13 protein-coding genes are annotated in these 14,968 nt (G+C 41.2%); 6 read left to right on the top strand and 7 right to left on the bottom strand.

The features are described from left to right. Window positions 1-10: 10 nt before the first annotated feature. Together L6773_RS06435 and L6773_RS06430 are read left to right on the top strand one after the other, a co-directional pair. Complete coding sequence (locus L6773_RS06435) at window positions 11-1,228, top strand: 6-bladed beta-propeller (RefSeq protein WP_237853045.1); 1,218 nt, start codon at window positions 11-13, stop codon at window positions 1,226-1,228. Window positions 1,229-1,323: 95 nt separating this feature from the next. Next, window positions 1,324-2,529 (top strand): 6-bladed beta-propeller, encoded by a 1,206-nt coding sequence (locus L6773_RS06430; RefSeq protein ID WP_237853044.1) that lies wholly within the window; start codon window positions 1,324-1,326, stop codon window positions 2,527-2,529. Window positions 2,530-2,888: 359 nt separating this feature from the next. Here the strand turns inward: L6773_RS06430 and L6773_RS06425 are convergent, their stop codons facing one another. The 3 genes from L6773_RS06425 to L6773_RS06415 form a co-directional block, all read right to left on the bottom strand. Next, entirely contained in the window at window positions 2,889-3,128 is a 240-nt protein-coding gene (locus L6773_RS06425; RefSeq protein WP_255727721.1) for a HepT-like ribonuclease domain-containing protein, read from the bottom strand. A gap of 95 nt (window positions 3,129-3,223) precedes the next feature. Beyond that, window positions 3,224-3,532 (bottom strand): nucleotidyltransferase family protein, encoded by a 309-nt coding sequence (locus L6773_RS06420; RefSeq protein ID WP_237853042.1) that lies wholly within the window; start codon window positions 3,530-3,532, stop codon window positions 3,224-3,226. Between the two features lie 158 nt (window positions 3,533-3,690). Beyond that, on the bottom strand, window positions 3,691-6,093 hold the full coding sequence (locus L6773_RS06415) for an endonuclease MutS2 (protein WP_237853041.1): 2,403 nt from the start codon (window positions 6,091-6,093) through the stop codon (window positions 3,691-3,693). 536 nt (window positions 6,094-6,629) lie between these two features. On the opposite strand from L6773_RS06415, the gene L6773_RS06410 reads away from it, so the two are divergent. After that, the gene (locus L6773_RS06410) at window positions 6,630-7,406 is read left to right on the top strand and encodes a PhzF family phenazine biosynthesis protein (protein WP_237853040.1); all 777 of its coding nucleotides are present in this window, start codon (window positions 6,630-6,632) and stop codon (window positions 7,404-7,406) included. Further along, window positions 7,406-8,212, top strand: coding sequence for a sulfite exporter TauE/SafE family protein (locus tag L6773_RS06405; protein ID WP_237853039.1), 807 nt, complete (start codon window positions 7,406-7,408; stop codon window positions 8,210-8,212). The genes L6773_RS06410 and L6773_RS06405 overlap by 1 nt, the downstream gene beginning before the upstream one ends. 22 nt (window positions 8,213-8,234) lie before the next feature. Here the strand turns inward: L6773_RS06405 and L6773_RS06400 are convergent, their stop codons facing one another. Continuing rightward, window positions 8,235-9,155, bottom strand: a complete 921-nt coding sequence (locus L6773_RS06400; RefSeq protein WP_237853038.1) for a sulfite exporter TauE/SafE family protein — start codon at window positions 9,153-9,155, stop codon at window positions 8,235-8,237. Window positions 9,156-9,379: 224 nt separating this feature from the next. Next, a complete protein-coding gene (locus L6773_RS06395; RefSeq protein WP_237853037.1) occupies window positions 9,380-9,865 on the bottom strand; it encodes a CoA-binding protein in 486 nt (161 codons plus the stop codon). A 215-nt stretch (window positions 9,866-10,080) separates the two neighbouring features. On the opposite strand from L6773_RS06395, the gene L6773_RS06390 reads away from it, so the two are divergent. After that, window positions 10,081-10,662: a response regulator gene (locus L6773_RS06390; RefSeq protein ID WP_237853036.1), complete on the top strand. Its 582-nt coding sequence runs from the start codon at window positions 10,081-10,083 to the stop codon at window positions 10,660-10,662. A gap of 12 nt (window positions 10,663-10,674) precedes the next feature. Further along, complete coding sequence (locus L6773_RS06385; RefSeq protein ID WP_237853035.1) at window positions 10,675-11,457, top strand: tetratricopeptide repeat protein; 783 nt, start codon at window positions 10,675-10,677, stop codon at window positions 11,455-11,457. An 11-nt stretch (window positions 11,458-11,468) separates the two neighbouring features. On the opposite strand, the gene L6773_RS06380 is transcribed toward L6773_RS06385, so the two are convergent. Both L6773_RS06380 and L6773_RS06375 read right to left on the bottom strand, forming a co-directional pair. Then, a complete protein-coding gene (locus L6773_RS06380; protein WP_237853034.1) occupies window positions 11,469-14,621 on the bottom strand; it encodes a CHAT domain-containing protein in 3,153 nt (1,050 codons plus the stop codon). A gap of 67 nt (window positions 14,622-14,688) precedes the next feature. Next, window positions 14,689-14,968: hypothetical protein (locus L6773_RS06375; protein ID WP_237853033.1), on the bottom strand; the 280-nt coding region annotated here is incomplete at its 5' end.

Below are 14,968 nucleotides of genomic sequence, written 5' to 3'. Positions count from 1 at the left end.
AAGAAAAAATATGTCGAATATTTATAAATACTCTATTGTTTTTGAGGCCCTGCTGTTGTTTGTATTCATTTCCTGTAGTCGCTCTGGGGAAACCAACAAGCCCGTAGAACCCACTCCAATCGTTGAAAGTACCACTGACTTGATCATCGGTGCAGAAGATCAGCCGCTGGAACACCAATTGGGACAGCCAATTGCCGTTCGTACAGACAGCATTGGCAATATTTATATAGCGGATAAGGCAAGTTTGGAAATTAAAGTTTTTTCAAAAAATGGTGAATATCTTAGGTCTTTGGGAAGGAGAGGACGTGGGCCTGGCGAATTTCATGATATTAGCCTGATGGAATTTACTAAAGAAAACGATCTTGTAATTCTGGACCGACGTTTGTTACAATATGTTTATATCACCAAGGAAGGCGAATATCTCTCATCACATCCAGTAGACATATCAGGTCAGCTTACCCAATATTATCCTGCTTCCATATCTTTTGCAGGGAGTCGGAATATCGGGCTTTTTTTAAACGGAGCAGTGCCGGACCGTTCTCCTATGTTTGAGCGGAAACTGTTTCATGTTTATGAGAATGATTTTCAGCAGCAAAAGTATGCTTTGTTTCCGTTTAAAGAATTGGGGATGAGTGATAGATTTGCATGGGTGAATTTAATGTATTATCCAGGCAGTTTTTCTATATCAAAAGATCGCACCCGTATGATCTATTCGCCGGGTATTTATACCGGCAAACTGTTTATGTTCACAAAAGATATGGATGGACGATGGATTTACAATCGAACGATTACAGGCAAAGTACCTCCCGAGAAGCCATACATTGTATATGAGTCTGAATCAGCCTTTGAAATGAATAAACATCTTCCTCTAACTCGACAACTTTATTTCTCGGGAGGTCCATACTTAGGTCGCATAAATTATCTGGATGCGGGTATACATTTTTTGGATAATCATCAGTTTGTCCAGTTTTATGCCGATTGGATGGAACCCGAAAAACAGGATTTAGAAAGAACAGAGAACCAAATTAACCTGTTCGCTCAAGTTTTTTCTCAAAACGGAGAGGTCATCGAATCCGGTTATGTCGCCACATTGACGATCGACAGATATTATTTGCCCCAGACATTGGTCAACTGGAGAGATCATAACGGTTCTTTTTATCTATTGGACCCAGGTGGGGGGAATCAGGTACCAACTATTCGAAGATTTTCAATTGATATTCTTGAATAATATATAGATTTAGCGGTTATTGACCTGTATACGTAATAATTGTAAAAGTTTGTATGCCTGAGAGATTTCAATTGTTCTATTCAACAAGAAAGAATATGTCGGATATTAATAAATACTCTATTGTTTTTTTGGCAGTACTGTTGTTTGTATTCGTTTCTTGTAGCAAATCTGACACTCATCAACCCATAGACCGTACCCCCACCATAGACATTTCCATTGATTTGATCATCGGTGCAGAAGACCAGCCGCTGGACTATCAGTTGGGACGTCCCATTGCCGTCCGAACGGATGAGGAGGGCAATATTTATATTGCCGACCGTGCCAGTAAACAGATCAAAGTGTTTGATGAGGAGGGGAATCACCTTAAAAACCTTGGTGGAAGAGGCAGGGGCCCTGGTGAGTTTCAAGATATTGAATTAATGGAGATAACTCCGGATGGTGATTTGGTTGTGATGGATAGAGGTTTGCTAAAATATAAGGTCATTTCAACCGAGGGCGAGTTCGTGGAGGCTTGGCCATATAACCTATCCAAACAGTTCTATCCTCAAGGTATCTCGTATATGAATGATGAGATACTTGCGCTTTTCCTAAATTCCTCATCAGCAGAAGATATTCAAATATTTAATCGTGATTTGTTCCATGTTTATACCACTGACTTTCAGCAGAAAAAATCTTCATTTGTGCCATTCAAAGATCTTGAGCTTAAAGGGATGTTTCCTTGGATTTTGATGGCGTATCATCCAGGCAGCTTCAAGTATATAATGGACCAGAATGTACTTGTTTTTTCACCGGGAGTTTATAATGGTTCTCTCTTCATGTACAAAAAACAAGCCAATGGAAACTGGGAATTTGACAAAACTCTTCGAGGTAGCCCCCCTAATGTTATGCCCTATGAGGTTTTTGATTCTGAACAAAAATATATCCAAGCAGTTGAAAACCAAGACCCCAAGGCAATTAAAGCAAATTTTCGGGATGGAATATATATGGGCAGACAATTGAGCATGGACGCGGGATTGTACCGTCTTGAGGATGGACGAATTGTACATTTTTATGCTGAGTGGAGAGAAGGATACACCAAGAGTCCTGATTCAAATACCCACCTAATGGATCTTTATGTTCAGATTTTTGATCAGGATGGAAGCCTCCGGGCGCACAGCTACCTGTTTGCTTATCCGGAGCGGCATCAATTTGCCCAATATTCGCCAGTGAACTGGAAAGACGAAAAAGATCGTTTCTACCTGTTTGCCTCTCCTAATGATATTCCGACCGTTCGCCGGTTTTCGTTGGGGTTGTCAGAATGATTTAGGAAATCAACCATCAAACAAGCTGTAAAGATCTGACTTGATAGTAGTTTTGATGGGGAATTGGGAAAAGAGAGAGTGGGGGACTGGGCTGAATGGGTGAAAAATTCTCCCCTAAAAAGGGGAGACACAGAGGCCTGCACTACGAAGCATTTGCGTAGTAGTGGGTGTTCAAACGTTAATCTCAATATGAATGGTTTTCTCACACAGTCATCAGATGAGTAAGATGGCTTGGAATAAAGTACCTGCCTCAAACACTCATCGGATGTCTCAGTCCCGCCTAAATATTTCACCTGATGATCTTGCAATAAAGTGAATCCTTACAAAAATTGGATTTGACGTAATCATCAGGTTTTCATTCACTCTAATTGTTTTTTTATAGCCATCATTGTTTTCTTGAATTTTGGCAGATCCTCTGTCACCGACTCCCATACAAGATCCAGATCTACGCCAAAATATTGATGAATCAATAGATCGCGCATTCCCGCAATTGCAGTCCAATCAGTGTCTGAGTACTGATTGGTCAGTTCTTTATCGAGTTTTTTAACGGCTTCCCCCATTACTTCAAACTGACGAATCACTGCACTTTGAGTTTTCAGGTCTTGTTAGAACTCTTCCATTCCCATGCCTGAAACGAATGACTGGATAAGGTCTATAGCCTTCAGTATGTCATTAACATAAAGTTTTTGATCCCTCATATTTCAATCAAATCCTTCCCTACCCGGGGACGCAATTCTTTCTTGAGACTTTTTTCGGGGACAACATCCACAGAGACGCCAAGTTTTTTTTCAAGATCATTGGCTAATCCAGCCCAACCAAACAATGATGCTCCTTTATGGAAGCGTACCAACAGATCAATGTCACTGTTTTTATCAGCCTCGTAGCGGCTGTACGATCCAAAAATTCCAAGAATTTCTGCCTTATACTTTGTCTGAAATTCCGATTTATGCTCCCTGAGAATCGATTTGATCTGCTCAATGTCAATGACACGGGAATTTTCCATAGGGCTGTTTAACTTGTTAATTTTAAAAAAGTATAATACCAGTTACGATATCTACTTAAAATTAACAATAGTGAAGATAATTTTTGTTTGCACTTTGTTACTCTTAATAGGCGGGTTGAAGGTATACTTCATCAGGCATCTAAAGCCTACCGAGATCATTAATTCAAATGAACAACGGTACATCCCGATCCGCCGCTGTCCCACGGCGCAATTTCAAACGATTTCACTTCAGGTCGTTTTTCAAGATGCTCATGAACCAGTTTGTGTAGAATACCCTCGCCTTTTCCATGGATAATTTCCACCTGGCTGAGGCCGCGGGTCAGCGCATTATCGAGGTATTTGGTGAGCTCTTTCATCGCTTCGTCGCCGCGTTTTCCTCGCAAATCGAGGGAGGGTTTTACAGACAAATCCGTATCCTCTGACAGACTGTATGCCCGTGTTTTTATTGATTTCTTCTCTTTCTTCGGCGGATTGGTTTTCACCAGCTTGTTCAGGTTAGATTTGATCTTCATTCCATTTACCAAAACTGTGGCTTTCTTTCCTGAAAGTTCAACCAGCTCACCCGATGTATTGCTGTCCTCAATAAGCACGTAGTCGCCAACTTTGGGTTTCTCTTTACTTCGGAACGGCTTTTCCTCCTGCTCAACTTTTTCCTTGTCGGACTTGATCTCTCTCTTCGCTTCAAGGATATCACGGCGGGCTTCGGTAATTTTTTCCTTGTCTTCACGCCCTTCACTCACCACCTTCTCAACAGCCTGTTCAATCCGCTGATTCGCCCCCTTCATAATCTCTTCAGCATCTTTGTAAGCCTTTTCGAGGATCTTTTTCCGCTTATTTTTTATGTTTTTCTGATGTTCTTCGTAATCCTTTTCTCTCTTCTCAACCGACCTGAGTCGTTTTTCATACTCCCGTTTCAACTGCTCGAACTCCTGCATATTCTCTTCCAAACTGACAAGGAGATCACCCATGGAATCTCGCTTCTCTCCCAGTAGCTCCCGAGCCCGCTTCATCACCTCTTTCGGAAGGTTCAGCCGGTCGGCAATTTCAAAGGCGTAACTGCTGCCGGGATATCCTTTTTTGAACCGATAGGTGGGAGTGAGGTTCTCCTGGTTGAATTCCATTGCACCGTTGACCACCTTATCATGCTCATGGGCAAAAACTTTGAGTGATCCGTGGTGTGTTGTGACGATCACACGTGAACCCATTTCAATCACTTTTTCAACAAATGCCTGGAAGAGCGCGCCACCTTCTTCGGGATCCGTTCCGGAACCCGCTTCATCAATCAAAACCAAAGAGTTCTTTTTGATCTTTTGTAATGTGTTTCTCATCCATTGCAGGCGCGATGAAAATGTACTCAGGTCGTTTTCTATGGACTGATCATCCCCGATATCGATATAAATTCCATTCAGCACGGGCATTTTTGAATCGGGCTGAACCGGGATCGGAAAGCCGCTTTGCAGCATTAAATTCAGCATTCCAACTGTTCGCATCGCTACAGATTTACCACCTGCGTTGGGCCCGGTTATCACCAGTGCAAGCTCATCCGGGTTCATCTCCAGGTTAAGCGGTATGACCGGTTCCGGATCTTTTAAGGATAAATTTTTGAGTACCAGGTTGGGATTCATCGCCCGGATCAAATTCAAACGGCCATCGGAACTCAATTCAGGAATGCTGCCCTCGAGGTTCAGGCCAAGTTTTACACGGGCGTGGATGGCATCAAACTGTGCAATGATAGGGATATTCCGTTCAAGAGTATCCGAGTATTTCCCGACTTCGGCAGTCAGCTCCCGTAGAATTCGTTCAATTTCACGCTGTTCTTCCGATTCAAGCTGTCGAATTTCATTGTTGATCTGAAGCGCTTCAACCGGTTCAAGGTATATTGTCTGTCCCGTTGAAGATACATCGTGGATAAAACCATCCACTTTGCGTTTGAATTCAGCCTGGATGGGAATCACCATGCGGCCGCTTCGGATGGTGGGTCCTTCATCTGATGTCATGCCCTTTTTGGAGACTCGACGCATCACTGAGTGAATAGTATCCCGAAGCCGATTTCGCTCCCGGTTCAGCTTACCGCGAATTTTTTTCAGTTCGGAACTGGCATCATCCCGCAGCTCTCCATTGTCGGTTACTACACGTTGAATTGCTTTTTCCACCGGTTGATGGTTTACAAGCCGCTCTGAGAGAGATGACAGGTTTTCAAGATCGAGCTCATTCTCTTTAAAGAAATTTTTGAGGGTTCTGCCTAACCGGGCATTTTCAAGGACGATGAGGAAATCTTCAAGCGGCAGCGTACTTTCTTTGATCCGGCTGGCTTTCAGGATATCGGTAACATCATCTATCACGGAGAGCGGATGATTTGAACTGCTCTGAAGAATCTTCATCCACTCAGAGGCAAGACTGAGATTTTTGGAAACTGTTCCAGGGTCGGTAGCCGGAGATAGGTTGTGTAGAAACTCCTTGCCGTATGGAGTATAGGTATGCTTTAATGCAGCCTCCAATACGGCTTCAAACCCGAGTTTTTGATAAGCTTTTTTCGTTTCGATACTTGTCTCTGAATCCATGTGTGAAAGGTCGTGAACTTTTTACGAAATATAAATATGATACTGAAGAGAGCTTTTCTTTGTAAGTGTAAACTCATTGTATCTTTTCTGTCCTTTTGTCTTGATACAAAAGAACGAAAAAATCAAGGCTGTGAATAGTTGCCGGCGGACACGAGTTCACCGTGGAATCCTTTCCCCAACGGGATCCCTACGGGGCAATGGTCCATCTCGCTTTCAGCCCTTACATTCCGCTTCTCACCGGTATGAAAGGATTCTTCTCACGGTTCAATCGTTGTCCTTTATTCCGCCAACTATTCAAGGCCAATCTTTTCCTATTTCTGTAAGCTTCCACTTATAAAATTATTCAAAATATTGATATTATTTAATTTATGGTTTCTTAGATGCTATCTTTCAGAGTACTATGTTTTCCAAATTTTGGAAAATATGATTTAATGGTCTCTCGTAAATAGTTCTTTTTTAAGATTGATTCATATTCTTTCAATGGCTATCTATTAGCTTCAAAATTCTGAATTTTTTAATCCAAGGACTGAGATGTCATGAAGTTATACCAGGTTGATGCATTTACGGACAAAGTGTTTTCAGGAAATCCGGCAGCTGTTGTACCATTAGACAGTTGGTTGAGTGATGAAGAGATGCAGAATATATCTGCTGAAAATAATCTTTCTGAAACAGCCTATTTCGTCCACGAGTCTGATGACAGTTACAGCATTCGATGGTTCACGCCAAAAACTGAAGTGGATATTTGCGGCCATGCCACTCTTGCTTCTGCTCACGTATTGTACGAACAGATGGGGTTTGATGGAAAGAAGGTGGTGTTTCAATCGAAAAGCGGTGAGCTCACAGTTGAAAAAAAGGATAATATTTATTGGATGAATTTTCCCTCAAATCCACCGGAGCCGATCCCTGTTCCAAAGTTGTTGCCGGAGGCCATTGGCACAATACCAATCTACACAGGTGTTAACAGGGATATGTTGGTTCTGTTACAAGATGAGAGTACCGTTAAGTCCATAAAACCGGACTTTGCATTGCTGGAGAGGATGGAAGTTCGGGGGATTATCATCACCGCCAAGGGCGACCATTGTGATTTTGTGAGTCGCTTTTTTGCGCCCTCGATGGGAATTTATGAAGATCCGGTAACCGGTTCTGCACACTCCATTTTAACTCCATTTTGGGAGAAACGGCTGGGTAAATCGTCTCTTGAAGCTCGCCAGATTTCAAAACGGGGTGGGAATATTATGTGCAAACAGAAAGAGAACAGGGTGGATATCGGGGGTGAAGCCGTTACATATATGATTGGAGAGATCAACAATTGATGTTGTTCCTGATTTTAGTATTGGGTGGTGTAGTCGCCGGGATATTAGCCGGACTTTTTGGCATCGGTGGTGGAATTTTGTTTACGCCCATCCTCTTTTTGGTATTCACGTCAGCGGGACTTGATAATCCTACACCATGGACCATCGCAACGGCTCTGTTTTGTACTTTTATTGCATCCATCAGCAGCTCCATTCAACAGAGAAATGAGAGAAACTTTTACTGGAGGGAGGGAGTTCTCGTTGGACTTGTTGGCAGTATTGGCGTTTATCTTGGAAAATTGATCGTCACCTCACCCTATTATACAAAAGATGTTTTTGTATCACTTTTCTCTGTTCTCTTGGTTACTGTAGCCGTTCTTTTCTACCGGAGAAGTCGGACAGATATAAATCTCCAGGTCACAAGAGATTCGTTTGGCGTTTCAAAAGCGGGTGCGGCGGGTGTTTCCGGAGGAATTATTGCGGCCCTTGCCGGTGTGGGAGGAGGCATTGTACTTGTTCCGATTATGAACCTGGTATACAAACTAAAGTTGTCGAAAGCGGTCAGTATCTCTTCGCTGGCTATCGTATTAATCTCACTATCCGGCTGGCTTCAATATGCTTTATTATCCGGCAGTCACCAGGGATTAACCGAATATGCACTTGGTTATGTGGATTTCGGATCGGGCTTACCGTTGATTATCGGTGCATTTGGCGGTGGATTTTTGGGAGTCAGAATTGGCCATTCACTGGACCAGAAAATCCTTCAAATCGCTTTTTCTTTGCTGATACTGATCATCGCTGCCATGATGATCAGCAGTATCGCCTGATGGCGAAGACAACAATCAATCGTCAAAAAGTAGATTGATTTGTTTCTTGAGGGGGTTTGATCTTTGTCAGGAGAAAGAAGACTGCAACTCCAAGCAGGAAAATTCCGAGTGAAAAAATGAGATTCATAAAGCTTGGCCGGATAATGATGAGTGCAGTAATAAACTGAACAACAATGATCGTGATAAGTATCGTAGCGATCGATTTTCTGCCGATCTGGTTAATCACAAATGCACCCAGCGGAGCTCCGAAAATGACCACAGGCAGGCATACAAGCAGATAGTTGATCGCTTCGGCTTGCATGGTATCCAGCACAAAAACATTCAGAAAGGTACCGAGTATAGCGTTCGATGCCATCAATATAACAGAGGTGGGAGTCGCTATTTTTTCTGAGAGGCCATATTTCAGCACAACGAATGCGAATGTACAGATATCAATCCCATTACCGAAGACGGAGCTAAACATACCACCAAGAACTCCAATCAATAATAACTCGACTTTTTGGTAAGTGGTTAGAACCGGTAGCTGTTCTTTACTGTCACGCTTTTGGACAAAATTTACGACCCATAGGGCCATCCCAAAACTCAACCAAAAGGAGACGAACATCATCTTCGCATAGCTGGGGGTAATCAGCGGAACGATGAAGTAGGAACCAAAAATGATACCGATTGCACCACCGACCCCGGCTATCAACAGGTAGTTTTTTTCAATTTTAATCTTTGAAAGAAATATCCAGATTGCTGCAAAGCTCATTCCAAAACTTTGAATGGCAAAGCTGAAATTTCTGGCAACATCCGGGCCAATATTGAATAGTAAAGTCATCGCCGGATAAGCTATTGCGCCACCGCCTTCAGAACTGGCACCGGCAACAAATGAGCCGAAAATCATGGTCACCGTCATAAACCAGTTATCCAGAAAGAGGGACCAGTTTTGTGTGATACTCATGAATATGGCCCATCCGAGAACCATCAAAAAAGCTAAGAAAAGAAAAATTTTCAGTTGCGATTTTAATGAGGTCATAAAAGTGGTGTGCTAAAACTAAGCTTTGGTTCGACGTATGAATTATTATCCAATTGTACTGATGACAGACCTCAAACAATATGGATGACAGATTAGTGCCGCCTGTTAAAACTTTATTTCTGTAAATGATTAGCGATAGTGTAAAGAATCTAATCGATAAAGCCAATGGGTTTTGCTTCTTTCCCGCTAATTCTGAAAAACCATCTCATACATTTGTGAGCCGGATCTACAGGTTCTAAGAACATCATGGGGCATCCTCCCGGAATAAGCATAATTCCAGCGGCTTTGGCTTTATCAACAGCTTCTTGATTATAACTTCCCCCACCGATGGATTTGTGAATCCATACTTTTTTGATGTTTAGTTCAATGCATTCGTCCATAACAGAGGGTGCAACATCCGGATGGGTGGCAATTACTACGAGTTCTAAAGCTCCGGCTATGGAGCTCAGGGATGGATAGCTGGTATCTCCCTCCACTATTTTGGCGTTGGGATTTACAGGGTAAACGTTGTAATTCTTCTCCCGAAGCTTTTTATAAATAGTATTTGCAGCAACATCACCTTTTGATGATACACCACAGACTGCAACATTTGTTGAATTCAGGAGTGATTTTGCAGCTTCATTCAATGGGTTCATGATGATCTCTCTCTACTTTATTTCTCGTATATCTGAAATCTACATCCTGTTGATATAGATTTGATGAAGAAGACAGGCATAGAAGGAATTGAATAATGTAAAAAATGAAAATAAAAGTGTAACAAATCACTTTCTCAAGCATCCTAACAATAGAAGCGACAATAAATGTGGCTCAATAAGTTTAAACATCGATTAGCAACTGAAGTTTTAGTGATATGAAAACTTGTGTATTGTTTCCGAATGCTTTTTCATACAATTATATAGAAGGGTCTGTGGCACACTCCATGGATATTCCAATAGCTCAGGAACTCCATTTGAGTCCCCAGGATTTAAGTGAGACTTTTCCGGGACGGAGAAAAATGCGAAGGGGATTGTCTCTTTTTTCACCGAATGGAAAAAGTAAAACAGAAGAAAAACCGCGATTGTTGCATGTTGAAGACAGCGCTCAAATTCGTCTTCTTGTTTCAATATTTTTAAAAAACGAGTTTGAAATTGTAAGCGTGGAAAACGGTGAAGAAGCCATCAAAGAAGCCGAATCAAATAAATATGACCTGATTTTGATGGACATTAATTTAGGAAACGGAATTGATGGATTTGAAACGGCAAAAAAAATCAGGGAGATTGGTAATTATAGTGAAATACCCATAATTGCTCTTACTACCAACGATTACGACCACGTTCGCGATGAATGCATCTCATCCAGAATGAATGCCTACATTCAAAAACCTTTTGACAAAGCCTACCTTTTGGGAATTATCCGAGAGATCAATAAACACCAAGCCAAGAAAAAAAGTTAAAAAAATTCTGACATGACTAGCCACCAATCATCCATAAAAGAAAGAATCCACGATTTTATTGATGGAAATCTTTCACCTGAAGAAGTCGATCAACTATGGTCGGAGTTAATAGCTCGACCGGACGATCTCGACTATTTGCAAACTCTAGCTACTCTGAAAAAGATGGGAGCTGAAGGGAAATTCGATCATCTCTATGAAGCTGAACCGAACGTTGTCCCAATCTCTGCTGCCAAAAAAGAAACGGCGCCAACTACATTTTACGAGAAATTCAAGCCCTACATTGCTGCGGCAATGGTAATTATTATAGGTTTTGCAATTCTTTTTAACCTGATGTCAGATGTGCAGCAAACTCAGGATGCCGGCCCGATCGCTATGATTGAGTACGAAATTGAACGGTCTGCCGATAATCAAACTATGCTGGACAACTATTTGCAGGAAGCGGTGAGCCTTGCTACAAGTGGAAACCTCGAAGCTGCTTACGCGCAGATTGACGAGGCATCTTCTCTTGAACTAACGACCGAGCAAAGCATTGACCTTAGAATGGTTAAAGGTGCTATTCAATATAACACCAAGAACTACTCCGAAGCCCTGGAAACTTTCCAAACCATCAACGGTACTGAAGGAATTGGATTGATGAATCTCGAGAAAGGAACATGGTACTTAGCTAACACTCAACTTCAACTTGGTATGAGAGATGAAGCGATCGAGAGCATGGAGACAGTCATTGAACTTGACGGATCATTCAGCCGAGTGGCAAAAAATAAATTAGAATCTATCAGGCAACCTGCCAGTTAAGAACCAACCGCTTAAAAAATCCAGGATCTGATCAGAGCTTTTCTTTGATAAGCAAAAAGTGATACAAAGCTGAGTCCAGTAATCAAAAGGCCCGAAAGTAACAGCTGAATTAAAAACTGGTAGTTGTTTACCGGAGGGTCAATATTCCCGTACATGATAAATGCTCCCCAAAGATACGGGTCACTATTTGAGTTGTTCAGGTAATGTAAACGTGCTTCTCTGAGTGCATTCGCTTTATTTTTTCCTTGATTAAGAGCAGCATAGAATTCAGTAGATATTTCCGAAGCAGTTTGATCACGTATCGGCCAAAGATTAATGGATAAACTTTGAGCACCGGCGTAGGCAAAGGCTCTTGAAAAGCCAAGAATTCCCGCCCCCTTCAAATAACCACCGGAACCGGACTCACAAGAACTCAGGAATATAAGATCCGCATTCAGGTTTAGGTCGAAAAGCTCGTAAGCATGAACAATACCGTCGTTTTCATTGTCCGTGCTGTCTTCTTGTATTGATCTGTTGTTTGAATACATGTAGAGTGAAGAGAAGAGAGGGTTTTCATCATCTACTTTGCTGTGTGTAGCCAGGTGAATGATTTTTGCCTTTCCGGCAACACTCCTGAAGTTACTTTCTGTGCTGTTGTCGTTAATAAAAAATCTATTATTACTGAATTTATTTAATTTTTCAGCACTATTAGTTACTTCTTGCGGACTGAATGGCAGATCGGGTAAATCAGGATGGCCCGCCTGTGTAAAGTTACTAATACCAAATCCCGCCAGGTCATAACTGAAATTACTTCGTGAAGATCTGTTTGAAAGATCTGTAAGGGTATTTAGATAACTTACACTGTAATTTTCAATTAAATATTCCGAGGATCCATAACTGTTCTTTGCATTTACCGGGCTAACGGGAAGAATTTCAATAGGAATTCTGTAAAAAATTCCATCCGGAATCATATAGATATGTTCAATGCCAGAAGGTATATTTTCGGCAAAGTAAGTTCTGTAGATCTCATGAAGTAGGTTCAGATCCGTTGACGCATGGCCAAAACTTTGAACAGTGTTTTCTAGCAGTTCCATTTGCTCGTCCCTGCCGGGATAAGACTTCATGTCAATTCCATCATGAGTAATAAAGTATTGGAATATCTGATCCTCAAAAGTTGAAAAATAGATGATCATCTGATTTGAACTCAATGCATCCATCGCCTGAGGCAGCAACTCTTCATACTCGCTGGTTGAGTAGTTCGGGAAAGCCTGGTTTAGCAGATTGTTGCGTTCAGCATTTGCATTTGCCAGTTGATTTCCCAGATATATTTTTTGTTCCTCCGTAGCATTGGAATATCTGCTTCTCAGATCTTCAATTTTATTGCTCAGGTTATGATCCCTAATCAGTTCTTCTTCACTTAATATCTGTGATTTTAAAAGTGGATTGTTAAAAAATCCTGTTCTTGAAAGATTTCTGAGTCTGCCATTTATGGCAATCGCTTCTTCATAATTTTCTGATTTTCGCAGAAGTTCAGTGTGAAGTTGGAATGCTTCTGAAAACTCTTTATCCATTCGCATGTGGCCGGTTTGCATGTCTGCACTGTCTTGCAGCCAACGAAAGATCTCATCAACTGCAACTAATGAAATTGCAAGAGCATCTTCAACCGCTCCTCGATTTTCAAGTAGTTTGATTTTTACATTTTTTCCAAGCACTTCCAGGTTGAATGGTATCTGCTCAAGTTCATCGTTTGAGATTAGATGAATCAGACTATCAGCCTCACTAAAACGGCTGTTATCGGTAAGCATATTGCTGAAGCGTACGATTGCCTGTGTTTTATTTCTAGTATCACCTCTGGATTCACTAATTCTTATTGCCTCTCTAAAAAATCTTTCAGATTCAGTAGAATTACTGAGTACGTGATGCGTCTCACCCAAATCCAGATAACTATTAAAAAGGTGTTGATAGCTATCAGTTTGCTGAGAAAGTTTCAGTGCATCATTTAAATAAATGAGTGCTTCTCCAGGTAAATCTTCTATTTCTCGCTTGTATATACCTAATGAAAGGAGTACTTCTGATGTTTCAGTTGGAAGATTAAATCTTTGAGATAGCTCCAGTGCTTGATTTAAATAATTGAGTGCTAACTCTGTTTCGCTCTGTCGACGGTAGAAGATGAATAAATTCCGTAAAATTTCTATTTGTTGTTCATAATTATCTTCTCTTTGTGCAATTTCGAAGGCTTCAAGTTGAAACTGGACAAAGCGATCAAACTGTCCCGTGTTAAGATAGCTAACTGCAAGATTATTGAAGAGTACTGTTCTATAACTCGGTATTAGATTTTCTAAGTTTTTTTCGTAAATATTTTCGAATTGCTGAAGTGCTTGACGGATATTTCCAATTCGGAATAATGTTATAGCATAACTCATTTTTACCGATAGAAGCCTTTCATCAAAACCCAGAGCCTGGGCAAGAGATATTAAAACTTCTTCATAAATCTTTAACGCATCTGAATAATATCCTGAAGTACGTGCTGAAAATGCTATTCTGTTATACAAATTGAAGGTGAAAGTAGTTTTGGGAAGAGGATTCGACTCAATTAAATAATTACTGGCCTCGTATGCTTTGTTAAAATCACGGAGATCATCATACCCATAAACAAGAGCCTGTATAATTAATGCAGATCGGAGTGGGAATTCATCAAATGATTCTCTACTTAAGGTTTCATGCCAATGATTTAACAGAGCTTTTGCGTCTTCTTTGAGGTCTTCAGGAATCTGAACCATCATAAATAGGTATAAATCATCTGGCGAAAAAGGACGAATTGAGTAAGTCTCGGAATTTATGATGCCATTAAGAATGTTTATTGTTTCCTCAACATCGCTTAATTCACTTTCTGTTAGCTCGGAAATGATCTCCTCTCTTTTCTCTCTCCCTGCTTCAAAAAGCGCATAGCGCAAGTAGACAGTATTATCTGTTATTTGAAATAATGCATAATAATTTTCACTCAGCCTATTATAAAGTGTTGTATTAGCATCTGTAGTATCAAGTTGTGTCCGCTCTTGAACATTAAGCCAATTGTTGTAAATAGTTTGCTCCTCAAATTGATCAGCTTGAACTGATAAAAGCTCGGATGGATTTAGTAATACAATTAATAATAAGAGCGGGTAATTATAAATCCGTTTACACATATCTCATGGAGAAAAAACTTGAAGTTCAATAAAAGGTAGCTATTCTCCTGAATTTTTTCCGAGCAAGTTACTCTCGGTTACGGTGATCGTCAGAAGGTTCAATGTCGAGCAGATCTTCCTGGTCACCGCCGTGGAAATAGCCGGGAGCTTCAGCGGACTGAACCGGGGATTCGGCCGATACGGCAGGCGCATCCGGGGCGTTGGTCTCGGAGAGGTTGGCCTCGGTGATTCCGGCGCATCCGGCAAACAGGGCAATAATTACGGTGGCAGTTAACAGTCGGAGGTTGTTTAAAGCTTTCATAATGGTGTGTGTATTGAATTTAAAATTGGTTTGAGCGATTGAGCGG

It is taken from the genome of Rhodohalobacter sulfatireducens (assembly GCF_022012475.1).
GTDB classification, from domain to species: domain Bacteria; phylum Bacteroidota; class Rhodothermia; order Balneolales; family Balneolaceae; genus Rhodohalobacter; species Rhodohalobacter sulfatireducens.
This window is presented reverse-complemented; position numbering and strand designations above follow the sequence as displayed.

Excerpts from the sequence above, each read along its gene's own strand:
- L6773_RS06400 (WP_237853038.1), bottom strand. The coding sequence starts at position 9,155 with ATGAGTATCACACAAAACTGGTCCCTCTTTCTGGATAACTGGTTTATG.
- L6773_RS06385 (WP_237853035.1), top strand. The coding sequence starts at position 10,675 with ATGACTAGCCACCAATCATCCATAAAAGAAAGAATCCACGATTTTATT.
- L6773_RS06405 (WP_237853039.1), top strand. The coding sequence starts at position 7,406 with ATGTTGTTCCTGATTTTAGTATTGGGTGGTGTAGTCGCCGGGATATTA.
- L6773_RS06415 (WP_237853041.1), bottom strand. The coding sequence starts at position 6,093 with ATGGATTCAGAGACAAGTATCGAAACGAAAAAAGCTTATCAAAAACTC.
- L6773_RS06420 (WP_237853042.1), bottom strand. The coding sequence starts at position 3,532 with ATGGAAAATTCCCGTGTCATTGACATTGAGCAGATCAAATCGATTCTC.
- L6773_RS06395 (WP_237853037.1), bottom strand. The coding sequence starts at position 9,865 with ATGAACCCATTGAATGAAGCTGCAAAATCACTCCTGAATTCAACAAAT.
- L6773_RS06430 (WP_237853044.1), top strand. The coding sequence starts at position 1,324 with ATGTCGGATATTAATAAATACTCTATTGTTTTTTTGGCAGTACTGTTG.
- L6773_RS06380 (WP_237853034.1), bottom strand. The coding sequence starts at position 14,621 with ATGTGTAAACGGATTTATAATTACCCGCTCTTATTATTAATTGTATTA.
- L6773_RS06410 (WP_237853040.1), top strand. The coding sequence starts at position 6,630 with ATGAAGTTATACCAGGTTGATGCATTTACGGACAAAGTGTTTTCAGGA.
- L6773_RS06390 (WP_237853036.1), top strand. The coding sequence starts at position 10,081 with ATGAAAACTTGTGTATTGTTTCCGAATGCTTTTTCATACAATTATATA.
- L6773_RS06435 (WP_237853045.1), top strand. The coding sequence starts at position 11 with ATGTCGAATATTTATAAATACTCTATTGTTTTTGAGGCCCTGCTGTTG.